General features: G+C 69.3%; 30 protein-coding genes. 22 read left to right on the top strand and 8 right to left on the bottom strand.

Going from position 1 to position 24,798, the window contains the following annotated elements:
* The 6 genes from ACP2AD_RS02160 (at position 1) to ACP2AD_RS02135 (ending at position 4,262) form a co-directional block, all read left to right on the top strand.
* A complete protein-coding gene (locus ACP2AD_RS02160) occupies positions 1-1,065 on the top strand; it encodes a M48 family metallopeptidase (protein ID WP_425228429.1) in 1,065 nt (354 codons plus the stop codon).
* A 132-nt stretch (positions 1,066-1,197) separates the two neighbouring features.
* On the top strand, positions 1,198-1,923 hold the full coding sequence (locus ACP2AD_RS02155) for an alpha/beta fold hydrolase (RefSeq protein WP_425228428.1): 726 nt from the start codon (positions 1,198-1,200) through the stop codon (positions 1,921-1,923).
* The gene (locus tag ACP2AD_RS02150) at positions 1,923-2,660 is read left to right on the top strand and encodes a tetratricopeptide repeat protein (RefSeq protein WP_425228515.1); all 738 of its coding nucleotides are present in this window, start codon (positions 1,923-1,925) and stop codon (positions 2,658-2,660) included. Before ACP2AD_RS02155 ends, ACP2AD_RS02150 begins: the two co-directional genes overlap by 1 nt.
* Positions 2,661-2,676: 16 nt before the next feature.
* Positions 2,677-3,114 (top strand): VOC family protein, encoded by a 438-nt coding sequence (locus tag ACP2AD_RS02145; protein WP_425228427.1) that lies wholly within the window; start codon positions 2,677-2,679, stop codon positions 3,112-3,114.
* Positions 3,114-3,836: a hydroxyacylglutathione hydrolase gene (gene gloB, locus ACP2AD_RS02140; protein WP_425228426.1), complete on the top strand. Its 723-nt coding sequence runs from the start codon at positions 3,114-3,116 to the stop codon at positions 3,834-3,836. Before ACP2AD_RS02145 ends, gloB begins: the two co-directional genes overlap by 1 nt.
* A gap of 18 nt (positions 3,837-3,854) precedes the next feature.
* Entirely contained in the window at positions 3,855-4,262 is a 408-nt protein-coding gene (locus ACP2AD_RS02135) for a hypothetical protein (protein WP_425228425.1), read from the top strand.
* Here ACP2AD_RS02135 and hslU read toward each other — a convergent pair.
* The 3 genes from hslU to hslV are packed head-to-tail and all read right to left on the bottom strand — an operon-like array spanning position 4,259 to position 7,208.
* A complete protein-coding gene (gene hslU / locus ACP2AD_RS02130; RefSeq protein ID WP_425228424.1) occupies positions 4,259-5,560 on the bottom strand; it encodes an ATP-dependent protease ATPase subunit HslU in 1,302 nt (433 codons plus the stop codon). The two genes, ACP2AD_RS02135 and hslU, sit on opposite strands and share 4 nt — an antisense overlap.
* 8 nt (positions 5,561-5,568) lie before the next feature.
* Positions 5,569-6,642, bottom strand: a complete 1,074-nt coding sequence (locus ACP2AD_RS02125; RefSeq protein ID WP_425228423.1) for an aldo/keto reductase — start codon at positions 6,640-6,642, stop codon at positions 5,569-5,571.
* Positions 6,642-7,208 (bottom strand): ATP-dependent protease subunit HslV, encoded by a 567-nt coding sequence (hslV, locus tag ACP2AD_RS02120; protein WP_425228422.1) that lies wholly within the window; start codon positions 7,206-7,208, stop codon positions 6,642-6,644. Before hslV ends, ACP2AD_RS02125 begins: the two co-directional genes overlap by 1 nt.
* Positions 7,209-7,321: 113 nt before the next feature.
* On the opposite strand from hslV, the gene ACP2AD_RS02115 reads away from it, so the two are divergent.
* The gene (locus tag ACP2AD_RS02115; protein ID WP_425228421.1) at positions 7,322-8,653 is read left to right on the top strand and encodes a Yip1 family protein; all 1,332 of its coding nucleotides are present in this window, start codon (positions 7,322-7,324) and stop codon (positions 8,651-8,653) included.
* A 39-nt stretch (positions 8,654-8,692) separates the two neighbouring features.
* Here ACP2AD_RS02115 and ACP2AD_RS02110 read toward each other — a convergent pair whose 3' ends face one another.
* Both ACP2AD_RS02110 and ACP2AD_RS02105 read right to left on the bottom strand, forming a co-directional pair.
* Complete coding sequence (locus ACP2AD_RS02110; RefSeq protein ID WP_425228420.1) at positions 8,693-9,106, bottom strand: holin family protein; 414 nt, start codon at positions 9,104-9,106, stop codon at positions 8,693-8,695.
* A gap of 82 nt (positions 9,107-9,188) precedes the next feature.
* Complete coding sequence (locus tag ACP2AD_RS02105; protein ID WP_425228419.1) at positions 9,189-9,728, bottom strand: glycoside hydrolase family 108 protein; 540 nt, start codon at positions 9,726-9,728, stop codon at positions 9,189-9,191.
* Positions 9,729-9,913: 185 nt separating this feature from the next.
* Here ACP2AD_RS02105 and ACP2AD_RS02100 point away from each other — a divergent pair, with 185 nt between their 5' ends.
* The 15 genes from ACP2AD_RS02100 (at position 9,914) to ACP2AD_RS02030 (ending at position 22,898) form a co-directional block, all read left to right on the top strand.
* Positions 9,914-10,495 carry a hemerythrin domain-containing protein gene (locus ACP2AD_RS02100; protein ID WP_425228418.1) on the top strand — a complete coding sequence of 194 codons (582 nt, stop codon included), beginning with the start codon at positions 9,914-9,916 and terminating at the stop codon, positions 10,493-10,495.
* A 37-nt stretch (positions 10,496-10,532) separates the two neighbouring features.
* The gene (locus ACP2AD_RS02095; protein ID WP_425228417.1) at positions 10,533-11,294 is read left to right on the top strand and encodes a histidine phosphatase family protein; all 762 of its coding nucleotides are present in this window, start codon (positions 10,533-10,535) and stop codon (positions 11,292-11,294) included.
* A complete protein-coding gene (locus ACP2AD_RS02090; RefSeq protein WP_425228416.1) occupies positions 11,287-12,150 on the top strand; it encodes an NAD(P)H-hydrate dehydratase in 864 nt (287 codons plus the stop codon). The genes ACP2AD_RS02095 and ACP2AD_RS02090 overlap by 8 nt, the downstream gene beginning before the upstream one ends.
* Before the next feature lie 132 nt (positions 12,151-12,282).
* Positions 12,283-13,461 (top strand): inositol-3-phosphate synthase, encoded by a 1,179-nt coding sequence (locus ACP2AD_RS02085; RefSeq protein ID WP_425228415.1) that lies wholly within the window; start codon positions 12,283-12,285, stop codon positions 13,459-13,461.
* Complete coding sequence (locus ACP2AD_RS02080; RefSeq protein ID WP_425228414.1) at positions 13,458-14,345, top strand: hypothetical protein; 888 nt, start codon at positions 13,458-13,460, stop codon at positions 14,343-14,345. Before ACP2AD_RS02085 ends, ACP2AD_RS02080 begins: the two co-directional genes overlap by 4 nt.
* Positions 14,342-15,463 (top strand): class I SAM-dependent methyltransferase, encoded by a 1,122-nt coding sequence (locus ACP2AD_RS02075; RefSeq protein WP_425228413.1) that lies wholly within the window; start codon positions 14,342-14,344, stop codon positions 15,461-15,463. Before ACP2AD_RS02080 ends, ACP2AD_RS02075 begins: the two co-directional genes overlap by 4 nt.
* Positions 15,460-16,566 carry a Gfo/Idh/MocA family protein gene (locus ACP2AD_RS02070; protein WP_425228412.1) on the top strand — a complete coding sequence of 369 codons (1,107 nt, stop codon included), beginning with the start codon at positions 15,460-15,462 and terminating at the stop codon, positions 16,564-16,566. Before ACP2AD_RS02075 ends, ACP2AD_RS02070 begins: the two co-directional genes overlap by 4 nt.
* Complete coding sequence (locus tag ACP2AD_RS02065; protein WP_425228411.1) at positions 16,557-17,372, top strand: hypothetical protein; 816 nt, start codon at positions 16,557-16,559, stop codon at positions 17,370-17,372. The genes ACP2AD_RS02070 and ACP2AD_RS02065 overlap by 10 nt, the downstream gene beginning before the upstream one ends.
* Positions 17,369-18,856, top strand: coding sequence for a YcaO-like family protein (locus tag ACP2AD_RS02060; protein WP_425228410.1), 1,488 nt, complete (start codon positions 17,369-17,371; stop codon positions 18,854-18,856). The genes ACP2AD_RS02065 and ACP2AD_RS02060 overlap by 4 nt, the downstream gene beginning before the upstream one ends.
* Complete coding sequence (locus tag ACP2AD_RS02055) at positions 18,853-19,674, top strand: sugar phosphate isomerase/epimerase family protein (protein WP_425228409.1); 822 nt, start codon at positions 18,853-18,855, stop codon at positions 19,672-19,674. The genes ACP2AD_RS02060 and ACP2AD_RS02055 overlap by 4 nt, the downstream gene beginning before the upstream one ends.
* 5 nt (positions 19,675-19,679) lie before the next feature.
* Positions 19,680-20,882 carry a glycosyltransferase family 4 protein gene (locus ACP2AD_RS02050; protein ID WP_425228514.1) on the top strand — a complete coding sequence of 401 codons (1,203 nt, stop codon included), beginning with the start codon at positions 19,680-19,682 and terminating at the stop codon, positions 20,880-20,882.
* Between the two features lie 24 nt (positions 20,883-20,906).
* On the top strand, positions 20,907-21,596 hold the full coding sequence (locus ACP2AD_RS02045; RefSeq protein ID WP_425228408.1) for a PIG-L deacetylase family protein: 690 nt from the start codon (positions 20,907-20,909) through the stop codon (positions 21,594-21,596).
* Between the two features lie 43 nt (positions 21,597-21,639).
* Positions 21,640-22,194 (top strand): dCTP deaminase, encoded by a 555-nt coding sequence (dcd, locus tag ACP2AD_RS02040; protein WP_425228407.1) that lies wholly within the window; start codon positions 21,640-21,642, stop codon positions 22,192-22,194.
* Positions 22,195-22,197: 3 nt separating this feature from the next.
* Positions 22,198-22,440 (top strand): hypothetical protein, encoded by a 243-nt coding sequence (locus tag ACP2AD_RS02035; protein ID WP_425228406.1) that lies wholly within the window; start codon positions 22,198-22,200, stop codon positions 22,438-22,440.
* Positions 22,422-22,898: a hypothetical protein gene (locus ACP2AD_RS02030; protein WP_425228405.1), complete on the top strand. Its 477-nt coding sequence runs from the start codon at positions 22,422-22,424 to the stop codon at positions 22,896-22,898. Before ACP2AD_RS02035 ends, ACP2AD_RS02030 begins: the two co-directional genes overlap by 19 nt.
* Before the next feature lie 21 nt (positions 22,899-22,919).
* Here ACP2AD_RS02030 and ACP2AD_RS02025 read toward each other — a convergent pair whose 3' ends face one another.
* From ACP2AD_RS02025 to ACP2AD_RS02015, 3 genes are all read right to left on the bottom strand, one after another.
* Positions 22,920-23,312 (bottom strand): hypothetical protein, encoded by a 393-nt coding sequence (locus ACP2AD_RS02025; protein WP_425228404.1) that lies wholly within the window; start codon positions 23,310-23,312, stop codon positions 22,920-22,922.
* Positions 23,313-23,742: 430 nt separating this feature from the next.
* Positions 23,743-24,168, bottom strand: a complete 426-nt coding sequence (locus ACP2AD_RS02020; RefSeq protein ID WP_425228403.1) for an ExbD/TolR family protein — start codon at positions 24,166-24,168, stop codon at positions 23,743-23,745.
* A gap of 39 nt (positions 24,169-24,207) precedes the next feature.
* Entirely contained in the window at positions 24,208-24,690 is a 483-nt protein-coding gene (locus ACP2AD_RS02015; RefSeq protein ID WP_425228402.1) for an ExbD/TolR family protein, read from the bottom strand.
* Positions 24,691-24,798 lie beyond the last annotated feature (108 nt).

Genomic DNA, 24,798 nt, shown 5'->3' with positions numbered 1-24,798 from the left:
GTGAACGGGCCCGAGGCCGACGTCCGCGTCTGGCACTATGACGGCGTGTCGGCGCTGCGGCGCGAGGCGAGGCTGGCAGACGATGGCGTAACCTTCCGCCTGACCGAAGCCGGACGCGAGACGGGGCCGTTCGCCTGGGCGTCGCTGCTCGCCAACGACGCCGATTCGGGCCGCGCCAGCTTCTCGCTAAAGGGCGTGCGCGGGTGGCGGATGGGGCTGATCGACACCGCACCCCCGGCGCTCGGCGCGAAGCTGCCCGGGCGGCAACGCTATGGCCGCTGGGTCGACCGGTTCGGGCTGTGGCCCGCCAGTCTCGCCTTCGCCTGTATCGCCGCCCTGACGGTTGCGGTCGTCCTGCGCACTCCGGCGCTGGTCGCGCGACTGGTGCCTGATTCGGTCGAGCAGCGGCTGGGCGATCTGATGGTCGGCGATTTCGGCCGTCGCGGCTGCAGCCGGCCCGAGGGCGCGGCCGCGCTGGGGGCGCTGGTCCAGCGGCTCGATGCCGACCCGCGGGTCGAGGTGCACGTGGTGCGCCTATCGATGGTCAACGCCGTAACGCTGCCCGGCGGCCGCATCGTCGTGTTCGACGGGCTGCTCCAGGCGGCGCGCTCACCGGACGAGGTGGCGGGTGTGATCGGCCACGAGCTCGGCCATTTCCGCCACCATGACGTGACTGAGGCGCTGATCCGCCAGCTCGGCTTGTCGGTGCTGCTCGGCGGCATGGAGGGGCATGTCGGCGGCTACACCAACACGCTGCTCGCCACCGCCTATTCGCGTCAGGCGGAAGCGAACGCGGACGTCTATGCGATGGACCTGTTGCGCCGTGCCCAGGTGTCTCCCGCCGCAACGGCCGAATTCTTCCGGCGGCTGGGAAAGGGATCGGGCGGAACCGAACGGATGCTCGCCTATCTCAACACCCATCCCGTTTCGGCCGACCGCGCCCAGCAGTTCACCGCCAGCGCCGACCCGCACATCGCCTATCGCCCGGCGCTGGACGCGGACCAGTGGGCGGCGCTGCGCAACATCTGCAAGGGTGCGAAGGAAGAGAGCGGGTTCAGGTTCTGAACCCGTCATGTGAGATTGGACCAGGCAGTCGACGGGCGGCTTGACGAACCGCTGAGACACGGAACGACGCGCCTGAATGCACAAATACGAGGCTGGGGTGACGCTGGGACGGCAGCGCCTTAATGCCAGCTCATGACAGAACCCGCCGCTCGCCCCCGCCTCGCCTACCACCATATCCCGGGCGCCTCGCCGACCGTCGTCTTCCTTCCCGGCTTTGCGTCGGACATGAGCGGGACCAAGGCACTGGCCCTGGAGACGTGGGCGCGAGCACGCGGCCAGGCGTATCTGCGCTTCGACTATGCCGGCTGCGGCGAGAGCGAAGGCACGTTCGAGGAACAGACGCTCGCCGACTGGCGCGACGACGCCCTCGACCTGATCGACGGGCTGATCGAGGGACCGGTGGTGCTGGCCGGCTCATCGATGGGCGGCTGGCTAATGCTGCTGATCGCGCGCGCCCGGCCCGAGCGCATCACCGGGATGGTGGGTGTCGCGGCCGCGCCCGACTTCACCGACTGGGGCTTCACCACCGACGAGAAGCTGCAACTGCTGCAGCAGGGGCGGCTGGAGCGGCCCAACGCCTATGGTCCGGATCCGACCGTCTATACCCGCGGCTTCTGGTCGTCGGGCGAAGCGAATCGACTGATGTTCGGGCCGATCCCGTTCACCGGCCCTGTCCGCCTGCTGCACGGTATGCGCGACACCGAGGTGCCGTGGCATCGAACCGGGCGGCTGGCCGAGCTGATCGGTTCATCGGACGTGCAGTGCTGGTTTACCAAGGCAGGCGATCACCGGCTGTCGGGCGACGCGGACCTCCGCCTCCTGACCCGCGCCGTCGAGGAGGTGATCGCCGCGTGTTGATGCTCGCCCTGCTGCTCCAGGCGGCGCCTGCCGCCCCGGTAGCCGACCCCTGCCCGAACCCCGACGCGCTGCCTGCGCGCGCCGCAGCAAAGCGTTGCGAGGGTATGGCGCTGGCGAGCGGCGCGCACTGGCGCGACGCGGCGACCGCGTTCGAGGCAGCCGCTGCGCTGACCGACCCGGCCCAGGCGGCGGCCCTGTGGACGCAGGCGGGCAATGCCTGGCTTGCGGCGGGCGACCCGGCGCGCGCCGGCACCGCGCTGGACACCGCGCTGGTTCGAAGCGACGGCCGGCCCGGCTTCGACCGCGGCGAGCTGCTGCTCGACCGTGCCCGTGTTGCGGTAGCGGGCGGCGACCTCGACGGCGCACGCCGGGTGATGAACCAGGCGCTGACCGCGGTGCCGACCGATCCGCTCGCCTGGCTGCTGTCCGCGACGCTGGCGCGACGGATGGGCCAGCCGCCGCGTGCCGCGACCGATATCGCCGAAGCGCTGCGGCTCGCGCCCGACGACGCGGCGGTACAGCTGGAGGCGGGCAATATCGCCGCCCTCGCAGGCGATGAGCCACGGGCACGCGAGCGCTGGGGCGAGGCGGCGCGGCTGCAGCCCGCCGGGCCGAGCGGGCGCGCGGCGGCACAGGCGCTGACCCAGTTCGGCCCTGCGCCGTCGGCTCCGATTCCGGCGACCGCTGCGGCTTCCGCGCCAGCTCCGGCGACAGGGGCTGGCACCCCGCGGCGCTGAGGGGTATCGCAGTTCGATGCAGTACCTACACACCATGATCCGGGTATCGGACCCGGACAAGACCATCGCCTTCTTCAAGCTGCTCGGCCTCGAGGAGGTACGCCGGCTAGACAATGAAAAAGGCCGCTTTACGCTGATCTTTCTCGCGACTCCCCAGGACCATGCCGAGCTCGGCGAACGGCGGCAGGCCGAGGTCGAGCTGACCCATAACTGGGACGCGGAGGACTATGGCGATGGCCGCAATTTCGGTCACCTCGCCTATCGCGTCGACGACATTTACGCGACGTGTCAGCGGTTGCACGATGCGGGGGTGACGATCAACCGGCCGCCACGCGATGGGCACATGGCGTTCGTCCGCACCCCCGACGCCATCTCGATCGAGCTGCTGCAGGCGGGCGGGCCCAAGCCGGCTGCCGAACCCTGGGTGTCGATGCCGAACACGGGGCATTGGTGATGGGCAAGCTCGACATCGTCCAGGTGCCGGTGCTGTCGGACAATTATGCCTGGTTGCTCCACGATGCCGACAGTGGCGAGACGGTCGCCGTCGACCCTGGCGATGCGCCGCCGCTGCTCGCCGTTGCCGAAGCGCGGGGGTGGCAGGTAACGGCCGTGTGGAACACGCACTGGCACCCCGATCATGTCGCGGGTAACCGCGCCTTTGAAGCACCGGTAACCGCGCCGGGCGAGGAAGCGGCCAAGATCGGCCGCGTCGATCATCCCGTCACCGACGGCGACACCGTCGCGATCGGCGCGCATCGGGCGCATGTGATGCGCGTACCTGGCCATACGCAGGGGCATGTCGCCTATCATTTCGCAGATGACTCGGTGATCTTCACCGGCGACACGCTGTTCGCGATGGGCTGCGGCCGGCTGTTCGAGGGCACGGCTGTCGACATGTTCGCCAACATGGAGCGCTACCGGGCGCTGCCCGACAACACGATCGTCTATTGCGGGCACGAATACACCCAGTCCAATGGCCGCTTCGCCCGCTCGGTCGAGCCCGGCAATCAGGCGATCGCCGAACGCATGGTCGAGGTCGACCGCCTGCGCGCCGCGGGGGAGCCGACCGTGCCGACCACGATTGGGCAGGAACGCGCCACCAATCCGTTCATGCGTGCGACGTCCGCGGAACATCTGGGCGAGCGCCGCGTAGCGAAGGATAACTTCACCGGTTGACCGAAACGAGGCTCCGTCATGCGTATCATGCTGTCTTCCCTGCTGTTTCTGGCGGCCTGCTCGCCGGGAGCGCGTCAGCTTCAGGCCGCAGCCGACGCCGACGCCGCGACCCGCGCCGCGCTGGACCACGAACTGGCGGGCTTCACCCCCGGGCGGCCGCAGACCTGCATCCAGCAGACCGAGCTGCGCAACTCGCGCGGGTTTGGCGAACATATCGTCTACGAAAGCGGACGCAACGAGCGGCTGGTCAACCGCACGAGCGGCGGTTGTGAGCAATATGGCGAGTGGGCCTATCTGGTCACGCAATCGCCGCAGAGCCAGCTCTGCCGCGGCGACATCGCTACGGTGGTCGACCGGACGACGCAGCAGCCGATCGGCTCCTGCGTTTTCGGCGACTTCACCCCCTATCGGCGGGCCGGCAGCTAGAGCACGAAACGGCTGAGGTCGGTGTTGCGGGCGATCGCGGCGAGCTGCTGCTCGACATAGGCGCGATCGATCGTCAGGGTCGACCCGCCCCGATCCTCGGCATCGAAGCTGACCTCTTCCAGCAGCTTCTCCATCACCGTCTGCAGGCGGCGCGCGCCGATATTCTCGATCTCGCTGTTGACCTCCGCGGCGATGCGCGCGACGGCGCGGATGCCATCGCCGGTGAAGTTGATCTGTACGCCCTCGGTCCCGAGCAGCGCCCGGTACTGCGCGATCAGCGAAGCCTTGGTGTCGGACAGGATGGCGACGAAGTCCTCTTCGCTCAGCCCCTTCAGCTCGACCCGGATCGGCAGCCTTCCCTGCAACTCGGGCAGCAGGTCACTGGGCTTGGCGACATGAAAGGCGCCGGACGCGATGAAGAGGATGTGGTCGGTCTTCATCGGCCCGTATTTGGTCGCAACGGTGGTACCCTCGATCAGCGGCAGCAGGTCGCGTTGCACGCCCTCGCGGCTGACCGAGCCGCCGCGCACGTCGCTGACCGCGATCTTGTCGATCTCATCGAGGAAGACGATGCCATTCGCTTCCGCTTGGGCGAGCGCGACGCGGTTGACATCATCATTGTCGAGCCGCTTGTCGGCCTCTTCCTCCAGCAGCTTGTCCCAGGCGGCGCGCACGGTCAGCTTGCGACGCTTCAGATTCTGTCCGCCGCCGCTGAACGACTTCATCATGTCGCCAAGGTTGATCATGCCGATCTGAGGCGCACCCGGCACCTCGAACGGCATCTGCGACGCCTGCTCCAGCTCGATCTCGATCTCGGTCGTGTCGAGGTGCCCGTCGCGGAAGCGCTGCCGGAACGACTCGCGGGTCGCCTCCGACGAACCCTTGCCAGTGAGCGCATCGAGTAGGCGCGCCATCGCGGCGGCCTCCGCCTTGTCAGCAACCGCGGCGCGGCGGCGCTCCCGTTCGAGGCGGATCGCCTCTTCGACCAGATCGCGTGCAATCTGTTCAACGTCGCGGCCGACGTAGCCGACCTCAGTGAACTTGGTCGCCTCGACCTTGACGAACGGCGCATCGGCCAGCTTCGCCAGCCGGCGGCTGATCTCGGTCTTGCCACAGCCGGTCGGCCCAATCATCAGGATGTTCTTGGGCGTGACCTCATCGCGCAACTCGGCGCTGAGCTGCTGCCGCCGCCAGCGGTTGCGCAACGCGACCGCGACCGCGCGCTTGGCGTCGGCCTGGCCGATAATGTGCGCGTCGAGCGCGGCGACGATCGCCTTCGGGGTGAGCTGGTCGTTCATGGTGTCTCTTAAAAAGCGCGTAGCGCCTTGATATCGGGAAGGTGCCCGTCGCCAGGCTTCGCGCGGAGCGCGGCGGTGATGATCGCGTCGGGCACGTTGACGACCCAGCCGGGATAGCTCGGCGCCGGCTTCGTCGTCGCGTCCAGGCGCGCGACCTCGTCGGCGCTCAGCGCCAGCTCGGCGGCGGCTAGATTGTCGTCCAGCTGCGCGAGCTTCGAGGCGCCCAAGATGACGCTGGACACCGCCGGCTTCGCCAACAGCCAGGCGATCGCCACCTGCGCCACGCTGGCGCTGTCATGCGCGCCGGCGATGGCGCGCAGCGTGTCGAGCAGCGCGAACCCCTTGTCCCTGTCGAACGGAATCTGATCGAACCCGGACAGCCGGTTCGCGGCGTCGCCGAGATTCTCGCGCGTGTACTTGCCCGACAGGAAGCCGCCGGCCAGCGGCGACCATGCAGTGAGGCCTAGGCCGAAATGCTGCATCATCGGCGCGACCTCGTCCTCGATCCCGCGACCGAGCAGCGAATACATCATCTGGCCGTGGGTAAAGGCGGCGAGGCCGTTGTCGCGCTGGAACTGGACCGCCGCCGCCGCCTTCCACGCCGGCCAATTCGAGAAGCCTAGATAGCGCGCCTTGCCGCTGCGAACGATCGCGTCCAGCGCGACCAGCGTCTCTTCCAGCGGCGTGTTCAGGTCGTTGCGGTGAGCGATGTAGAGGTCGACATGATCGGTGCGGAGCCGCTTCAGGCTGCCGTCGATCGCGCGATGCAAGTGCGCGGCGGACAGGCCGCTGTCCATCAATGCCGCGCCGCCGCGCCATCCCGCCTTGGTCGCGAGCACGACCCGATCGCGCCGATCACGCAGGAGATCGCCCAGCATCTCCTCCGACTGACCGTCGGCGTAGATGTTGGCGGTGTCGACGAAATTGACCCCGGCGTCGAGCGCGCGGCCGAGGATCTGGTCGGCGCTCGCGGCGTCGGTCTTGGCAATCGCCGCGTTGCCGCCGCCGCGCGTGAAGGTCATGGTGCCGAGCGACAGCCGCGAGACCACGAGGCCGGATTGGCCGAGGCGGCTATAGAGCATCAGGCGGCTTCCTCGATCGTTTCGACGGTCAGCCGATCGTTGGTGTAGACGCAGACCTCGGCGGCGATCTTCATCGCCTTGCGCGCGATCGTCTCCGCGTCGGGCTCGTATTCGGTCAGCGCGCGGGCAGCGGCGAGCGCAAAATTGCCGCCCGAGCCGATCGCGGCGATCCCAGCCTCCGGCTCCAGCACGTCGCCGTTGCCGGTCAGGATCAGCGTCACCTCCCGGTCGGCGACGATCATCATCGCCTCCAGGTTGCGGAGGTATTTGTCGGTCCGCCAGTCCTTCGCCAGCTCGACCGCCGCGCGCATCAGCTGGTTGCCGTGCCTCTCCAGCTTGGCCTCCAGCCGCTCGAACAGCGTGAAGGCGTCGGCGGTCGCTCCGGCGAACCCGGCGATGACCTTCCCGTCTGCGCCAAGCGTCCGGACCTTGCGCGCGTTGGGCTTCATCACCGTCTGGCCCTGCGTCACCTGGCCGTCGCCGGCGATGACGACGCGGCCGTTCTTGCGCACCGACACGATCGTGGTGCCGTGCCAGACCGGCGCGGCATGGGGGTTTCCGCTCATGCCGCGCATATGGGTGGCCCGCGGTGCAACGCAAACACGTCGCGGACGGCCTAGCCTTTCGCCGCAAACTGGCGCAGCCTGATCCAGATTTACGCAGCAGGGGATTCGACATCATGGCCAGCCAGTTTCCGGGAGACCGCCCGCCGCCGTATCAGCCCGGCCCCGGCGGCCCCTTGCCCTACCAGCCCGGGCCTGCCGGCCAACCGCCCTATGGCAGCGGTCCGGGCGGCCCACCGCCGCAGGGACCGGGCGGGGGCGGCATGGTCGGCCGTATCCAGCGGCTGATCACCAGGCCCGCGGCCGAATGGCCAGCAATTGATGCCGACCCATCGCCCGCCATGGCAACCTTCACCAAGGTTGCGGTGCCGCTCGCGGCGATCGGCCCGATCGCCAACCTGCTCAAGGGCCAGCTGTTCGGCTGGGGCGCGTTCGGGGTGAGCTTCCGCCCCAGCCTGGTCTGGTCGATCGCCAACGCGGTCAAGGACTATGCTGTCGCGCTGATCGGCGTGTGGATCTTCGCGCTGGTGATCGAGGCGCTGGCCCCGACCTTCCAGGCCTGGAAGAGCCGTGACCAGGCAATGAAGGTCGTCTGCTGGTCGTTCGTCGCCGCCTGGCTGGCGCAGGGCTTCGTCATCATACCCTACCTCGGCGTCCTGCTGTCACTCGCCGGGCTGTATAGCCTCTATGTCCTGTGGGTCGGCATGCCGCCGATGATGCGCACGCCGCCGGACAAGGCGGTGCCTTACGTCATCCTGTCGGTGGTGGTCGGCGCGATCGGAACAGCGATCGCCGCGGTGGTGCTCGGGCTCGTCGTCGGCATTCTCGCGCCCTCGCCGCTCGCCTTTGGTACGGGCGGCACGGTAACGCTCGGCAGCCTCAACACCGGCAACGGCGCCAGCATCAACCTCGACCAGCTCGCCGCCGCGGGGCAGCAGATGGCGGCCTCGGCCGACCGCGCCGCCGCCAACGCCAACACCGCGACGACGAACGGCACGGTCTCGAATGGCCATATCGTTGATCCCGCCGCGCTGCAGGCGATGCTGCCCACGAGCGTGGCGGGCTTCACCCGCACCGCCGTCGAGAGTTCGGGCGGCTCGGCGGCGGGCCTTGGCGCAGCGACCGCCAAGGGCACCTACACGCTGGGCGACCAGAGCTTCGAGCTGTCGGTCAGCGATGTCGGCGCGCTGGGCAGCCTGGCGACGCTGGGCGGGGCACTCAACGTCAACTCGAACCGGCAGACCGCGACCGGTTATGAGCGCACCTCGATGCAGAACGGCTCCATGGTCGACGAGGAATGGGACGGCAGCGAGCATCACGGCAAGTTCACCACCATGGTGGCGAGCCGCTTCGCCGTCGCGGCGGAAGGCAACGCGCCGTCGATCGACCCGCTGAAGGCCGCGGTGGCGACGATCGACACCGGCCGGCTGGCGGCGCTCGCCCACTGAGCATGAAGCCTCTCCCGCGGCAGCGGGAGAGGACTTTCACTACCGCTCCGCCCCCACTGCCTTGCCCCAGGTCCGCGCCACCGTGTAGCCGAGATAGCCGGTCCCAAAGAGCGCGTAGAGCGGCTCCGGGATGCCGTTGAGGTACGCCGTCATCCCCGCCGCGATGTCGCGCGCCATCCTCGGCTCGACGGCAGCGATCAGCCCCATCGGGATGCTCCACATCAGCAGCGCGTACATGACGTAGAGGAAGGATGGCCGCGCGCGGCTGGTCCAAGGATCGACGGACTGCGCTTCAGCCACCACCGCCTGCATCTGGACGCGGATCTGGTCCAGCCCCTGCTCGCCTTGCAGCTTGAGCAGCTCCAGCTTGGCGGCGTCGCGTGCCTTCGGGTCGGGAATGATCTTGTCCAGCAGGGCCGCAACGGGCCCGATGATGCCGTCGAGAATGGTCATGTTTGTCGGTCCTTCGATGTTGTGCATGTTGTCCGTGTTGACCCCATCGCTTGTGTCAGGGGGGTCAACATCTTGTGGCTGTCTAACCGATCCGGTTCACAAGCCAGCCGTAGAGGAACGCCTCGTCCGCGGGGCGGCGTTCGGCGAGGCTGAGGTAGCGCTCTCCCTGCAGCGCCTCGACCGCCTTCAGCAGCACCGTCTCGCCCGTCCGGCCACGGGTGCGCAGGAACGCGTCGACCGCAGCGAAACTGGCGGGGCCGAGGCGACCGTCCAACGCGATGTCGGGATAGTCGCTGGCACCACGGTTGAGCGCATTGAGGGCGCGCTGAAGAAACCCGATCGCCCCCGCAGGCCCCATGTTGACGCCAGTATCGAACAGTTCTGCCGCCAGGGCCGGGGCGCGGACGGCAAGCTGGTCGAAGCCGGGCCGCTGCCAATAGACACGCGCGTAGATCGCGGCGGCGCGGGCACGGCTCAGCAGCCGCATGTCGCCGCCATAGCCGTCGGCCCGCGCGGTCGCCTCCGTGATCCCCCAGCGGGTCGCACCGCCCGGGTCGGCGGGATGATCTACATAACCGCCTTCGCGGTCGATCACGGCATCGATAAGGCGAGTCGGGTCCATGCTGCAGCTCCTGATCCAAAGAGCGTTAGCGAACCATATGGGTTGCCTTGTAGGACAGCGAAATCGTCAGGTCGTAGCGTCGGAGCAGCGATCTTTGCACGCGAGGAGGTTGACCAGGCTCAATCGGCGCGGAACCGTCCGCCGGTCCGCGTGGTTGCCGCTGCAGATTCCTTGGAGGCACGATTATGGCAACGCAGACCAAACAGCGCAGCGCAGCGGGCGAGAGCTACACCGGAACCGCCGTCGCGATCGGCGCGGGCGTCGGATTGGTGGCGGGGCTGCTCGCGAATGTCGCGCGCAAGGCGGCGGTGCAGTCGCCGACCATGCTGGCGGGCGAATGGGATGCGGCGCTGGCGACCGAGCACAAGATGGCGCTGGGCATCTTCGACCTGCTTGAAAAGACAACGGACGCGCAGGCGGGCCGCCGCTCCTTCCTGCTGATGCAGCTCAAGCACGCGCTCGGCAAACACGCGTTTCAGGAAGAGAACACCGTCTACGCAATGATGCGCGACAAGGGCATCGCGGAGGGCGCCGACCATCTCAACCATGAGCACGGCTATGTGAAGCAGTATCTGTTCGACCTGACCGAGATGAGCCGGGGCGATGCCCGCTGGCTGCCGAAGCTGGCCGAGTTCCGCACCATGATCGAAGGGCATATGCGCGAGGAGGAGCAGGATCTGTTCCCGCGCATGAGGGGACTGCTCAGCGATGCGGAGAACAAGCATCTGACCGTGCAGATGAACAAGGAAGGGCTGAAGCTGGCTTGATGGCGAATTGGGAAAAGCGCGCGAAGGGCCAGAACTGATGTCCGCCGCGCGCTGGCCGTCGCGCCTGTGGATCGTCCGCCACGGCCAGAGCGCGGGCAACGTCGCGCGCGATGCAGCTGATGCCGCGGGCGCCGAGCGCATCGTGCTGGGCGGACGCGATGTCGATGTGCCGTTGTCGGAACAGGGTGAGGAACAGGCGCGGGGGCTGGGCCGCTGGTTCGCGCACGAGGCTGTCCGGCCGGCGGTGATGCTGGTCTCGCCCTATGTCCGGGCGCAGCAGACCGCCGGGCTGTTCCGCGCGCAAGGGGGGTGCGACGCCGCGGTGCCGCTGTGTCTCGACGAACGGCTGCGCGAAAAGGAGTTCGGCATCCTTGATGGGCTGACCGGCGCAGGTGTCAGGGCCATCCACCCCGAACAAGCGGAGTTCCGCCGGCTGCTCGGCAAGTTCTACCATCGCCCGCCGGGTGGGGAGAGCTGGTGTGATGTCGTCTTCCGCCTCCGGTCGCTGATCGACACGGTCGCGCTCCATCATGCGGGCAAGGACGTGATGATCGTTGCCCATCAGGTCGTGGTGCTGTGCCTGCGCTACGTCATCGAGAACCTGACCGAGGCCGAGATCCTGGCGATCGACAAGGCAGGCGACGTCGCCAACTGCTCGGTCACCGAATATGTCTTCGACGCCGCGGCGCGCGGCGACGGCGGCATGACGCTGGTCCGCTACAATGCGGTCGAAGCGATCGAGGCCAGCGCGGCACCCGTTACCGCCGCGCCCGACGTGATGGCCGCACCGCGTGGATGAGATCGATGCGGCCTGGTGCGCCGCCAATCCGCTGCCCGATCCGCGCGGCGGCAAGGACGCGCGTGGACAGGTGCTGGCCATCGGGGGCTCGTCGGCCGTTCCCGGCGCTCTGCGGCTGACCGGGGAGGCGGCGTTGCGGGCCGGCGCCGGCAAGCTCAGGCTGGCGACGATCGCGACGGCGGCGCTGCCGCTCGGCATCGCCTTTCCCGAAGCCGCGGTGTTGGCGCTCCCCGAGGCGGAGGGCGAGATCGCCGCCACAGCGGGCCCGGCCCTCACCAAGGCTGCGGCACATGCCGACGCCCTGGTGTTCGGCCCCGGCATGGTCGATCAGGCGGCGGCGGCGGAACTGATGCGCGTCGTCGCGGCGATCGACGCGCCTGACGCCTGCCTGGTTCTCGATGCAGCGGCGGTGGCCTGTGCCGGGCCGCTGGATCGGCTGCTCGAAGCCTGGCGTGGCCGGCTGGTGCTGACGCCGCACGCGGGCGAGGCGGCGTCGCTGCTCGATTGCGAGATGGCGACGATCGCCGCGGATCAGGCCGGCGCGGCCCGGGCGGCGGCGGAGCGGTTCGGCGCGGTGGTTGTGCTGAAGGGAGCGGAAACGGTGGTCGCCGCGCCAGAGGGCGTACTGCTCCACTATCGCGGGGGCGGCCCGGGGCTGGGCACCGCCGGTTCGGGCGATGTCCTGGCCGGCGTCGTCGCCGGTCTGCTGGCACGCGGCACCGCGCCGCTGCCGGCGGCCTGCTGGGGCGTGTGGATGCACGGCGAGGCGGGCCGGCGGCTGGCGCTTGACACCGCGCCGGTCGGCTTTCTGGCGCGCGAACTGCTTCCCCTGCTTCCGGCCTTCCTGCCGGTCTGATCGCAACTGGATCATCGCGGCGCAACAGTGCCGCAACATAGGTGGCTGCTACGCCATCTGGCTGGCGGTTCGCTGCGACCGACCGTGCCTTCGCTCGTTGGCGGCACTCCGGAAACAACGAAGAAGATCGGCATGGGAGAGCGCGTCGGGGTCGCGGTGATCGGGCTCAACGGAGCGGTAGCAACGACGGCGGCCGCGGGCATCGCGATGATCCGCGAAGGATCGAACGACCTGTCCGGCCTGCCGCTCGCCAATCGCGATGTCCCCGGCATGGCGGCGTATCGAGATCTGCAGTTCGCTGGCTGGGATCTCAGCCACGACGATCTGGCGACGGCGGCGCGGCGGCATGGCGTCATCGGCGACAAGGAGCTGGCGAACGGCGCGTCGGCGCTGGCCGGCATGCGGCCGTGGCCCGCGGTCGGATCGCGCGATTTCTGCGCCAATATCGACGGGGCCAACAAGATCGCCGCCGCCGGCCATCGCGCCGCGGTGGAGCAGATCCAGGCAGACCTCAGCCGTTTCAAGGCGGACCAGTCGCTCGATCGCGTGGTAATGATCAACCTCGCCTCGACCGAGCGCAAGGCGGACGCGGCCGCCGACAGCCTGCTCAGCGTCGATGGGTTCGAGCGCGGGCTGGACCGGGACGATGCGGCGATCAGTCCCGCGATGCTGTACGCCTATGCGGCGATCGCGGCGGGCACGCCCTATGCGAACTTCACGCCCTCGGTGGCCGCCGACATCGCGCCGCTGGCGGAGCTGGCGCGGGTTCGCGGGGTGCCGGTGGCGGGCAAGGACGGCAAGACCGGGCAGACGCTGATGAAGACGGTGATCGCGCCCGCTCTGCGCGATCGCGCGCTGCACGTCGACGGCTGGTTTTCGACCAACATCCTTGGCAATTCGGACGGGCTGGCGCTCGACGATCCCAAGAGCCTCGCGTCCAAGGTCGACACCAAGAAGTCGGTCCTCGACCAGATTCTCGGCTATCCGGTCGAGGATCACATCATCATGATCCATTATTATCGGCCGCGCGGAGACGACAAGGAAGCGTGGGATAACATCGACCTGACCGGCTTTCTTGGTCAGCGGATGCAGCTCAAGCTGAACTTCCTGTGCAAGGATTCGGTGCTCGCCGCGCCGCTGGCGATCGAGATCGCGCGCTGCCTCGATCTGGCGCAGCAGCGTGGGCAGAGCGGCGTGCAGGAGCAGATGGGCATCTTCTTCAAGGCGCCCCAGACCGCCGACGGCCGCGATCCGGTCCATGCGTTCGGCGAGCAGCAGCTGATCCTGGATCGGTGGCTGGACGCGACGTGAGGGTCGATCGGCGGCTGTTGCCGCTGCTGCGCGAACTCGGCGACCTGAAACGCATCCGCGCGGCGGGGCGCGACGGGTCGATCGCCGAACGCCTGTTCCGTCATGGCTGGGCGGCGCTGGCGCGGGGCGAGGCGGCGGACGCGGTCATGCAACGCACCGTGGCGGCAGCGTTGGCGGCGGTCCGGCTGGGCGATCTGGACCGCGCGAAGCTGGTCGAGCTGGGGCTGACGCAGGCACAGGCCGTCACCGTGCTGGCGCGGGGCTTCGACGAGCTTGCCTTCGCAATCGACCCGGTGCTGGCGGCGACGCTGCGCCCGGCACTGGCGGAGGGCGCGCCCGCGGCGGGGCCGGTGCCCCGCTTCGTGGGCCTGCTCGCCGCGCAACCGCGGGCGGGCGTGACCTGTCCCGGCAAGCCGCGGTTGCTGCTCCAGCCGGCGGAGAGCCACGCCGAACATTGCCTCATGGTCGCTATCTACGGCGTACTGCTGGCGCCGGGCTATCGTGCGGACGCAACGACGGTGTTCGTCGCGGGCATGGCCCACCACCTCCACAATGCGGGGATGCCCGACGCCGGCTTCACCGGCGAGATGCTGCTCGGCGAGATGCTCGACCGGGTCATCACCGACGCACGCGATCGGGCCCTGGGCGAGTTGAGCCCCGGCATCGCCGCGACGGTGCGCGCCGCGCTGGCGCCGATCGGCGGCGACACAACGCCGGAGGCACGCGCGTTTCACGCCGCGGATGTGATCGACCGCGTGCTCGAGATCGAGCAGCACGGGCGCATGGCGGCGATGGACGTGGTGCTCGGCGACTACGCGCTCGTCCACGCCGGCCCGGTCAAAGTCTTCCACGATCGCGTGCTGGCCGAGATCGGCCTGTTGTGAGCTGGACGTCGCCGGCCACGGGCGCGGTGCTGGCCGCGGACACGCCGCATTCGCTGGCTGCCGCGGGCGAGCGGTGGCCCGTGGTCGACGGCATCCCCTATCTGCGGACCGGCAGCGAGGGTCTGGCCGCCGTCGCGCTCGATCACCTGGACGCGGGCTGCCCGGACGATGCGCTGGTGGCGCTGCTGACTGATCAGGATGCGTGGTGGACGGGTCCCGCCACCGATCTCGGCGAGCTGAAGCGGCTGGTACGCGAGCGCGAAACGCTCTCGTTACGCGACGCGATGGCGCTGCTCCGCTTCGGCCCGGTGGCGGATTATTTCGCATATCGCTGGGTCGACTCGACCTATCTCGCCGGGCTGGCGCTGCTGGAGGCGCACTGGACCACGCCGCGAAGCGCATTCGAGCTGGCATGCGGGATCGGCCATTACCTGCGCGAACTGACGCAGCGCGGCGTGGCCTGTCTGGGCGCGGACGTGGTGTTCGCGAAGTGTTGGCTGGCGAAACATTGGGTCGCGCCCGACGCCGCCTATGTGGTATTCGACGCAGGCGGCCGATGGCCCGTTGCCGGTCAGACCTTCAACCTTGTCCAGTGCCATGACGCCTTCTACTTTCTGCCGCAGCAGGCTCGTGCTGCAGCTATGCTGCGCAGCATGGTTGCAGCAGAAGGAATGCTTGCGGTCAGCCATCTGCATCATGCCGGCTATCGCAACGGCGCCAGGGGGCCGGCGCAATCGTCGACTTACTGGGCGGCGCTGTTTCCCGACGCCTGCGTCTATGACGAGGAAGAGCTGCTCTGGGCTTTGCTGGAGGCCGACGTCCCCCCGCTGCACGGCTGGTGTGACGACACCGACGTCGAAGCCTTTTCGCTGGTCGAAGGGGGCGGCATGCCGCGTGCGATCCAGGCGGGGCTGGCGCTGCCGCCCGACGGCGCAACGCTGATGCGCAATCCGCTGCTCGGCAGCGAGCAGGGACAGGAGCACGTTCGCTGGCCCTCGGCACGTTGGCGCGACGAATATGGCGCCGGCTGCTTCTGGGGGAAGCGCGACGACGAACTGCCGTTTGCGGCGGACCCGGCAAGGCTGCGGCGGCGCGTGGACCTGCCTGCGCGATGGTGAGGGGTGCGAGCCTCTGTTCCCCCGCTGTCGCGCCCGATGCCGGTGAGCGGCCCGGCCATGCGTCCGGCGTCCACGTCCATCGGGCCGAGGCCCGCCGGATGGCGGGCGGCGCCCGCAATAACGGCCGCTGCTGGGCCATTGCTGGGTTCGGCTGGGTCGCGCGCGATTATATGGCGCCGGGGATTGCGGCCGCGGGGGGTGAGGTGGTGGCCGTCGCCGATCCCTCGCCGGTCGCACAGGCAAGCGCGCTGTCGGCCTCCATCGCGACGCACCACGATGCCCAAGCGATGCTCGCGGCCGGCGGCATCGACATACTGTACGTCGCCACGCCCAACCACCTCCACCTCGCCCCTGTCCGCGCCGCCGCCGCGGCGGGGGTGCCGGTGCTGTGCGAGAAGCCGCTCGCGGCGACGCTGGCCGAGGCCGAGGCGATCGCCGACGCGACGCAGGGACTGCTGGCCGGCACGGCGTTCGATCAGCGCCATCATCCGGCGCACCGCGCGATGGCCGTGGCGATTCGCGACGGCGCGATCGGGCGGCCGACCGCGGTGCGGATCGTCTACGCCTGCTGGGTCGGGCCCGACTGGTCGCATTGCAATTGGCGCGCAGACCCGGCCGCCGCCGGCGGCGGCGCAGTGATCGACCTGGCGCTGCACGGGCTCGACCTTGCGCAACTGCTTATCGACGAGCCGATCGACACGCTGCACGTCGCGCTGCAGCGGCGGGTGCACGCCTACCCGGTCGATGATGGCGGCATGCTGACCGGGCGGACCGCGGGCGGCGTGCTGGTGCAGTGCCATGTTGCGTACAACTGTCCGGAGATGCTGCCGCGGCGGCGGCTGGAGGTGATCGGCGACACCGGCATGCTCGTCGCGGTCGATACGATGGGCCAGACGCCGGGGGGCAGCGTCACCCTCACCTGCGGCCGCACAGGCGCGGCAACCCCCCTGCCCTTCGACGCGACCCTTTCGCCCTTCACGGCGCAGGCGGCGGCGTTCTCACGCGCCGTGCGGGGCGAGCCGCATGATTTCGACATCGGCCGCGACCTCGCGTTGATGCGTCTGTTCGACCGCGCGCATGTGGAGGCGAAGCGATGCCTTTGAGCTGGTACGCCTGCGCCCATTGCGGCTTCTGGCAGCGCCACTTCGACCCCGCCGACTGCCCGGTGTGCAGCGACGTCCGCAACGACCTGCCCGAAGATGGCTGGCGCTTCCTGCCCGAAGCCGAAATCGCGGCGACGCATGGCGGCACGTGGCGGCAGGTTGCCGAAGACCTGTGGGCGTTCACGACCACGCCGGCGCTCGGCCTTGCGGGCACGGGCTGGCTGATCGTGCGGCCGGGCGGCAACATCGCGTTCGAGGCGGCGCCATATTACAGCGACGCGATGCTGGCGCAGATCGAGGCGCTGGGCGGCATCCGTTTTCTCGCCGCCAGCCATTGTCACGGCTACGGCGCGCTGTTCCAGCTCCAGCGAACCTTCTCTCCCGAGCGGGTTGCGATCCACAAGGACGACCTCCGCCTGACCAAGGCGTTCCGGGTCACGGCGCCGTTCGACGACGTGCTGGCGCTGGCGCCGGGCTGCACGCTGCACCATGTCGGGGGCCATTATGAGGGGCAGGCGTGCCTTCACGACGAACCTGGGCGGCGGCTGTTCTGCGGCGACATGTTCAAGGTCGATCAGGACGAGGGCGGCCGCGCGACCGCGATCAGCAGCCACAAGGCGTTCCACAAGGACATTCCGCTGACCCATGGCGAGTTGCGACGGTATCGCGCGGTAATCGCGCCGCTGGCGTTCGACGCGGTGCTGACCCCGTTCGAGTTTGCGCCCGAGATCGGGCGGCCGGTGGCGCTGGCGGTGCTGGACGAGGCGCTGACGCGACCACCGGGCGTGAAGCGCGTGCTGCTGTGAGAGCCGGACTGCCTTCCGGCCTAAGCGCCGCCTGCCGCCGCTATCTCGACGCCTTCCCGGCGGGCGACGTCGTCGCGTTCCCGATCCACGGTATCGACCGGGTCGGCATCCCCGTCTGGGTCGTGGCGCTGTTTCCGGAGACGCCGGCGCTGGCCGGGATCATGCCCTATGGCGTCGGCTATGGCGCGACCGACGAAGCGGCGATCCTGGGCGGACTGGGCGAGATCGCCGAGATGGTGTGGCCAACACTGACCCTGGCGGCTCGGGCGAAGACGCACGGCAGCCATGCCGACCTGGCGCGGACGCTGGGCGAGCGGAGCGTCGTCGATCCGCTGACGCTGTGCCTGCCCGCCGGGTCGCCGGTCGGGCGCGACTCCGCGCTCGACTGGGTCGAGGCGACACGCTGGGCAGACGGATCGGCCGTCCTGGTGCCGATCGACCTCGCCGCCTATTCGGCTACCGAGCTGAGCCCGGGCTATCGGCCGTTCACGACGATCATCTCCAACGGCATGGGCGCGGGGCCGGACCTCGACTGGGCGATCGGCCACGGCCTGTGCGAGATTTTGCAGCGCGACGGCAACGGGCTCCTGTTCCGCGCGCTGGATCAGGGAGTGGTGCTCGATCTGCCTGTCCCGCCGGCCGGGTCGGCGGCGCTGCTCGACCGGTTCGCGGCGGCAGGCATCCGCGCGATCCCGAAGTTCGCGACCGGCGAGTTCGGGTTCGCCAATGTGTATTGCGTCGGCGTTGATGAGCAAGGCGAGCCCACGGTGCCGATCATGGCGACCGCCTGCGGTGAGGCGGCGCATCCCGACCGCGACCAGGCGCTGGACAAGTGCATCGCCGAATACGCCGCCAGCCGCGCCCGCAAGGCATTCGCGCACGGACCGATGGCGGTGGCAGAGCGGATCGCACCCGAAGGCTATATTGCGCGCTTCATGGCGCAGGCGGGCGGCGCGGCGAAGTCGAGCGACGGCCGCGCCTTTGCTGAGATGCAACGCTGGACCCGCACCGATGCCGCGACGCTGCGGGACTGGCTGGCGCCGACGATGCTGGCCGAGCGGTCGCGGCGCGACTTCTCCACGCTGCCCCACGCCGACGCCGCCGACGGCCGCGCGCGCGGCGCGCTGGCGCGGGCGGCGGTGGAGGCGGCCGGGTTCGACATACTCTATGTCGACATGTCGCCGGCCGATCGCAGCATCGCCGTGGTCAAGGTCGTCGTGCCCGGCATGGAGGTCGAGACGATGAGCTATTACCGCGTCGGCGAGCGCAACGCGGCCAAGCTGCTGGCGGCCGACAGCCCGCTGGCCGGGATCGGCGCGGGCGCGGGCGCGCGACGTGCGGTACGACTGACCGAGGCGGCGGAAGCGCGGCTGGGCGGGCCGGTGTGGTTCGACACGGCGGCCGCCGACGCGGTCGTCGGTCCGCTCTACCCGCTGTATCGCGAGCCGGAGGCGCACCATGTGGCGTGGAGCGAGCGGGCATGACGCTGCGTTTCGCCTACAACACCAACGGCGCGGCCAACCACCGGCTGGACGACGCGGTCCGGCTGATCGCGGATGCTGGCTATGATGGCGTCGCGCTGACGCTCGATCACCACCATCTCGACCCATTCGCCGACGACTGGTGGCGCGAGGCGGACCGGGTCGGCGAGCTGCTCGACGGGCTGGGGCTGGCGAGCGTGATCGAGACGGGCGCACGCTACCTGCTCGATCCCGCCGACAAGCACGAGCCGACGCTGGTGAGCGCGCATGGCCGCGAACGCCGTGTCGCGTTTATCCAGCGCGCCATCGACGTGGCAAGCATCCTGGGCAGCGAGACGGTAAGTTTCTGGGCGGGCGTGCCGAAGCCGGGCGTCGCGCCGGTCGACGCGTGGCGTTGGCTCGACGAGGGACTGACCCAGCTACTCGACCATGCCGAGGCCAAGGGGGTAGCCGCGAGTTTCGAGCCCGAGCCGGGCATGCTGGTCGAGACGGTAGCCGATTACACGGTACTCGCGGCGCGACACCCGCGGCTCAGACTCGCGCTCGACACCGGGCACTGCCTGGTGACGCAGGACATCGACCCCGCCGACGCGCTGCGCCGCCATGCCGATCGGCTGGGCACCGTCGCGATCGAGGACATGCGGCGCGGAGACCACACCCACCTGCCGTTCGGGCAGGGCGACATGGATGTGCCCGCGGTGCTGGACGCGCTGGACGCGATCGGCTGGACCCGGCTGGTCTGCGTCGAATTGAGCCGTGAAAGCCCGCGCGCGCATCAGGCGATCCCGGAGGCGATCGCATATCTGCGGACATGCCGGTGAGCGGCATGCGGATCTGTTTCGTCTCGCGCCGCTTCTTCCCGGCAATTTCAGGCATGTCGATCTACGCGCTCAACCTGCTGCGTCAGCTGGTCGCGGCGGGACACGAGGTGACGCTGGTGAGCCAGTTCTACGGCGATCCGGCGCTCCGCGGCGTCTATGGCGGCGGCCCGCCCCCGCCGGTCACGGGCGTCCGCGTCATCGGGCTGGAGGCGCTGGGCGAACAGGACGGCGGCGATTTCGAACGCGACGTGGACGGGCTCGTCTTCGCGATCATGCGCGAACACGGCCGCACGCCGTTCGACCTGATCCACGCGCAGTACGGCTATCCGACCGGGTGGGCGGCGATGATCGCGGCGGCCAGGCTGCGGCTGCCCTGCGTCGTCTCGATCCAGGGCGGCGACGGGCATTGGGTCGGCTCATGCTGCGAAACGCACCGGGTGGCGATGGTGCGCGTCCTGGACCGCGCGGGCGCGCTGCTGATCGGCGGCGCCAGCTTCGCCGCCGAGGTGAGCGACCGGTTGGGCACCGCGCGCAAGCGGTTCACGATCGTCCCGGGCGCGGTCGACACGACACGCTTCACGCCGGGGGAGCGGCAGCCCGGCCCGGCGCGGCTGCTGTACCACGGCCGCATCGATCGGCGTAAGGGCGTGCTCGACTTCCTGCAGGCGCTGCCCGGCGTCGCCGGTGACTGGACCGCGACGGTGTCCGGGATCGGGCCCGACCTGGCTGCGGCGCAGGCCCTGGTGGCCGAGCTCGGGCTCGCGGCGCGGGTGCGGTTCAGCGGCTATGCCGATTACGACACCGCCCCCGCGCTGTACCGCGCGCACGACGTGTTCGTTTCGCCGACCTATGCGGAAGGCTTCTCCAACACCATCCTGGAGGCGATGGCGGCCGGGCACGCGGTGCTGTCGTGCCGCGCGGTCGGCGTCGTCGATTGCCTGCGCGACGATGAGAACGGCCTGCTGGTCGAGCCGGGCGATGTGCCCGCGCTGGCCGCGGCGCTGACCCGCCTGGTCGATGACCCTGGTCTACGCACCCGGCTGGGCGAGGCGGCGCTGGCGGAATGCCGGCGGGTTTACGGCTGGGAGGCGGTCGGGCGGCAGATCATGGCGGTTTATGACGGCTTGCGCGGGCGGCCGCAGCAGCCGTTCGACGAGGCGCTGCCGATCACCCCCTGCCGTTTTCGCGCGACGCCCCAGTTACTCTAGGCCAGCTGCTGTGAGGCTGCTGCCGTGAAACTCCTGGCGGTCTCACCGCATCTCGACGACGCAGCCTTTTCGGCGGGCGGGCTGCTCGCCGCACGCGCGGCGGCCGGGTGGCAGGTGACGGTCGCGACCTGCTTCACCGGCAATGTCGCCCGGCCGACCGGCTTCGCGCTCGCATGCCAGCTCGACAAGGGGATCGGCCCCGAGCTCGACTATATGGCGCTCCGCCGTGCCGACGATGAGGAAGCATGTGCGGCGCTGGGCGCAGTACCGGTCCACCTGCCGTTCCTGGAGGCGCCGCACCGCGGCTATGACTCCGCCGCCGCCTTGTTCGGGCAACGGCGGCACGACGACGATGAGGCGGAACGGATCGCGCCCGCGCTGGCGGGGCTGCTCCATGAACAGGCGCCGGACCTCGTGCTCGCGCCGCTCTGCCTTGGCGATCATGTCGACCACTGGATCGTCCTCGCTGCGCTGACGGCGGTGATCGGCGAGCGGGCGCTGCTGCTGTGGGAGGATTGGCCCTATGCCGATCGTCACGCCCCTGTCGCCGCCCCGGCTGCACTGGTCGAGCCGCTGACCCCCACCACCCGCGCCGCAAGGCTCGCCGCCTGCGCCGCCTATCGCAGCCAGCTCGGCTTCCAGTTCGGCGGCGCGGCGGCGCTGGCGCAGCGGCTCGCGGCGATCACCGAGGAACGCTACCACAGCCGCGCCTGACCGCCGGCTTGCCCTGCCCCCACTTTCCCCGCATCACGCCGCCATGTCCGTGCTGTCAGACCGCTGGATCCGCGATCAGGCGCTCGGCCGCGCCATGATCGAGCCGTTCGTCGAGGCGCAGCGGCGCGAAGGGTGCATCTCGTACGGCCTGTCCAGCTATGGCTATGATGCGCGCGTCGCCGACGAGTTCAAGATCTTCACCAATGTCGACTCGGCCACCGTCGACCCGAAGGACTTCGCCGCCAACAGCTTCGTCGACCGCAAGACGGAGGTCTGCATCATCCCGCCCAACAGCTTCGCGCTGGCGCGGACGGTCGAGTACTTCCGCGTGCCGCGCGACGTGCTCGTCATCTGCCTCGGCAAATCGACCTATGCGCGCTGCGGGATCATCGTCAACGTGACGCCGTTGGAGCCCGGCTGGGAAGGCCATGTGACGCTGGAGTTCTCCAACACGACCCCATTGCCCGCCAAGATCTACGCCAATGAAGGCGCCTGCCAGTTCCTGTTCCTGCAGGGCAACGAGCCGTGCGAGGTGAGCTACGCCGATCGGGCGGGCAAATATATGCGGCAGCAGGGCGTCACCCTGCCGAAGTTATAGCGGATGCCGCTGCCCTCAATTCCCCTCACGCTCGCCGCCGCGAGACTGGATTGCCCGGCGCTGCATTATCGCAGTGCGACGCGTTGCGGCGACGGCGATCCGCTCCCGGTGATCGACTCCAGGATGCCCGTGCCTCAGCATCGCCTCGGCCTGTGGCGCCCCGGTGCGCTGCTGCCGCTGCTCGCGGGGCGCTGCGTGCATCCGCGACTGGCGCGCGAGGCGCTCTGGTGCGGCGATCCGCAGTGATCGACGCGATGCTCGGCGCTGCTCTGGGGATCGCCCTTCCAGCCGCCAACGCGCCCCGCGTTACCGTGTTCAGCGGCGTCGACGGCCAGCGCCTGCTCCACCAATGCTCCCGCCGTGCGCCCGTCAGCAGCGCCGTTTGGCGTCCCACATTGGCACAGGTCGCCCGCGCCGAAGCGGCGCTTGCGGCCGCCTATTTCCATCTGGCGCCGCGCGGCTACGCCCCGGCCATCGTGAGCCTTGCCGACCTGCAGCGCGGATGGCGGGTGGAGGCGACCGGCGTCGTCAGGCCTGGTCATCCTACCGTCTATCTGAATTACATCCCGCGCGGGGGACCGGGCGATTCGGCGAGCGGCGCGGGCCCGACCGTCATCTGCGACGGAGGCCCGGGCCTGTTCGGGGCGGCCGTCGACCTCGTCACCGGCGACGTCGGCCAGCTGGATTTCAACGGCGTCGGCTGACCCGGTGGTTCGACCGGCGCGCTAGGGCGCCATCCGCGCAGCCCGGCGCTCCGCCGCCCATTGCCTTATCATCGCCTGGGTGCACCCGGTCTGGCCGCCGGTGCCGATCGGCGAGCAGGTGTCGGGCAGCCCCGCCGCGATCCGGCCGGCCTCGTCGAGATCGGCGGCGCGGTTCACCCAGCTGGTCGTCCGCTCGGCGATCCGCGACCGGCGCAGCGCGGCGGGGATGCGATAGGGATCGTCAGCCGGCGCGCAGACCACCACTTCGCCCGGCGCCGCAACCGGGCAGAGCTGGCCGCGGGCGAGCTGGACGCTGCGGATACGTTGCGGCGGATCGCTGGTCTCGGCCGCCGTCGCGCTCGCGCCGGCACCGGCCACGGCCAGCGCGCCGAAGATCATCGCCAACTGGATCATATGCCGACTCCGTTCCTGGCCAACCCGCCGTCCCGCATCGCCTGTCGGCGTTGCGGGCATATGTCGGCGCTGCAACCTGAACAGGGCATTTGTCGCGGTATCAGGATCGGACTGCAGCAGCTGCGCCGGCAGACTTACGTGGCGCTGGGAGGATATGTACGAGGAAAGCGTGGCGGTATATCCGGGCGGTCCCTCACGACGCCAAGAGCCCAACTGGACACGCGGCGTGTGTCGCGCTTGTCCGCAGCATCCGGTAATGACGGCGAGACGGGGAGCCGTCGTCGATACCTTTAAGCGCTGATCCATAACACGATCAGGGGAGCAGGTCGACGACCTGCTCCCCTGATGTGAGAACCTCTGCGTTCGAATTGCCGACGGCGCCGTGGATCTGGGGATCGTGCAGACGCTCCGCCGAGACTTCCTCCGGCGATCAGAACCGGTTGTAATATTGCTCGTTGCCGATGAAGCCGAGCTTGGTGATGTTCGACCGCTTCACGATCGCCAGCGTCTTGTCGACCACCTCATACCGTGCCGACGCGTCGGGCTGGAAATGGAGCTCCGGCTCGGGCTGAAGCTGCGCACTCTGGTTCAGATAGGACGCCAATGTCGGATCGTTCACCGGCACGCCGTTCCACGACACCGTGCCGTTGGCGGCGATATCGAGGACATTCTTGACGGGATCGACGGGGGGATGCGGGTTGTTGTTCTGGACGGGCAGATCGACCTTCACCGCGTGCGTCTGCACCGGGATGGTGATGATGAACATGATGATGAGGACCAGCAGGACGTCGATCAACGGCGTCATGTTGAGGTCGACCATCGGATCGCCGTCGTCCTTGCCGCTGCTCATGGCCATGACGAAATTACTCCTGAGATGTTGGACGCACCGCTGCCATTACAGGCGCGGCGAGTTCTCCTGGGCGGAAGGCTCGGAAATGAAGCCGACCTTGGCGAAACCGGCCATCTGCATGTTGTAGATCGCCCCGCCGACGCACTGCCACGGCACATTGACGTCGGCGCGGACATGCGCTTCGGGCAGATCATCCGGGTTGATGTTGCCCGGCCCGCCGAGCCGGGCGACGTCGAAGCGGAGCTTCGCAACCGCCCGGTTCAACAGCTCCTCGTGCGTGACCCGGCTCATCCCCCAATAAACCGCGCAGTGGCCGGTCGGATCGGTCAGGACCGACAGCGACACATTCTCCGGCTTGGTCGTGGTCGGATCGAAGCGGACGTCGGGCAGCTTCAGCTTCACCGACGACACCACCACTGGCACCGCGATCAGGAAGATGATCAGGAGCACCAGCATGACGTCGACGAGCGGCGTCGTGTTGATGTCCGACATGGTGGTGTCGTTGTCACCGCCAACGCTCATTGCCATCGCGTGTTCACCTTGCTCTCGATGGCCGGAAGCCGGCCGGGCTCTAAGACCGGCCGAACGCCGGCCGGGGCATCCATGACGGTCCGCCCACCCGGACCGTCAGCCGCG

It is taken from the genome of Sphingomonas sp. (assembly GCF_965248875.1).
Lineage (GTDB): Bacteria > Pseudomonadota > Alphaproteobacteria > Sphingomonadales > Sphingomonadaceae > Sphingomonas.
Note: the sequence above shows the minus strand (reverse complement) of the source record. Positions and strands in the feature narration are given on the sequence as shown.

What these genes read in the sequence shown, in the direction of transcription:
- ACP2AD_RS02155 (WP_425228428.1), top strand. Translation starts at nt 1,198, where the DNA reads ATGACAGAACCCGCCGCTCGCCCCCGCCTCGCCTACCACCATATCCCG.
- ACP2AD_RS02150 (WP_425228515.1), top strand. Translation starts at nt 1,923, where the DNA reads ATGCTCGCCCTGCTGCTCCAGGCGGCGCCTGCCGCCCCGGTAGCCGAC.
- ACP2AD_RS02145 (WP_425228427.1), top strand. Translation starts at nt 2,677, where the DNA reads ATGCAGTACCTACACACCATGATCCGGGTATCGGACCCGGACAAGACC.
- gloB (WP_425228426.1), top strand. Translation starts at nt 3,114, where the DNA reads ATGGGCAAGCTCGACATCGTCCAGGTGCCGGTGCTGTCGGACAATTAT.
- ACP2AD_RS02135 (WP_425228425.1), top strand. Translation starts at nt 3,855, where the DNA reads ATGCGTATCATGCTGTCTTCCCTGCTGTTTCTGGCGGCCTGCTCGCCG.
- hslU (WP_425228424.1), bottom strand. Translation starts at nt 5,560, where the DNA reads ATGAACGACCAGCTCACCCCGAAGGCGATCGTCGCCGCGCTCGACGCG.
- ACP2AD_RS02125 (WP_425228423.1), bottom strand. Translation starts at nt 6,642, where the DNA reads ATGCTCTATAGCCGCCTCGGCCAATCCGGCCTCGTGGTCTCGCGGCTG.
- hslV (WP_425228422.1), bottom strand. Translation starts at nt 7,208, where the DNA reads ATGAGCGGAAACCCCCATGCCGCGCCGGTCTGGCACGGCACCACGATC.
- ACP2AD_RS02115 (WP_425228421.1), top strand. Translation starts at nt 7,322, where the DNA reads ATGGCCAGCCAGTTTCCGGGAGACCGCCCGCCGCCGTATCAGCCCGGC.
- ACP2AD_RS02110 (WP_425228420.1), bottom strand. Translation starts at nt 9,106, where the DNA reads ATGACCATTCTCGACGGCATCATCGGGCCCGTTGCGGCCCTGCTGGAC.
- ACP2AD_RS02105 (WP_425228419.1), bottom strand. Translation starts at nt 9,728, where the DNA reads ATGGACCCGACTCGCCTTATCGATGCCGTGATCGACCGCGAAGGCGGT.
- ACP2AD_RS02100 (WP_425228418.1), top strand. Translation starts at nt 9,914, where the DNA reads ATGGCAACGCAGACCAAACAGCGCAGCGCAGCGGGCGAGAGCTACACC.
- ACP2AD_RS02095 (WP_425228417.1), top strand. Translation starts at nt 10,533, where the DNA reads ATGTCCGCCGCGCGCTGGCCGTCGCGCCTGTGGATCGTCCGCCACGGC.
- ACP2AD_RS02085 (WP_425228415.1), top strand. Translation starts at nt 12,283, where the DNA reads ATGGGAGAGCGCGTCGGGGTCGCGGTGATCGGGCTCAACGGAGCGGTA.
- ACP2AD_RS02065 (WP_425228411.1), top strand. Translation starts at nt 16,557, where the DNA reads ATGCCTTTGAGCTGGTACGCCTGCGCCCATTGCGGCTTCTGGCAGCGC.
- ACP2AD_RS02055 (WP_425228409.1), top strand. Translation starts at nt 18,853, where the DNA reads ATGACGCTGCGTTTCGCCTACAACACCAACGGCGCGGCCAACCACCGG.
- ACP2AD_RS02050 (WP_425228514.1), top strand. Translation starts at nt 19,680, where the DNA reads ATGCGGATCTGTTTCGTCTCGCGCCGCTTCTTCCCGGCAATTTCAGGC.
- dcd (WP_425228407.1), top strand. Translation starts at nt 21,640, where the DNA reads ATGTCCGTGCTGTCAGACCGCTGGATCCGCGATCAGGCGCTCGGCCGC.
- ACP2AD_RS02035 (WP_425228406.1), top strand. Translation starts at nt 22,198, where the DNA reads ATGCCGCTGCCCTCAATTCCCCTCACGCTCGCCGCCGCGAGACTGGAT.
- ACP2AD_RS02025 (WP_425228404.1), bottom strand. Translation starts at nt 23,312, where the DNA reads ATGATCCAGTTGGCGATGATCTTCGGCGCGCTGGCCGTGGCCGGTGCC.
- ACP2AD_RS02020 (WP_425228403.1), bottom strand. Translation starts at nt 24,168, where the DNA reads ATGGCCATGAGCAGCGGCAAGGACGACGGCGATCCGATGGTCGACCTC.
- ACP2AD_RS02015 (WP_425228402.1), bottom strand. Translation starts at nt 24,690, where the DNA reads ATGGCAATGAGCGTTGGCGGTGACAACGACACCACCATGTCGGACATC.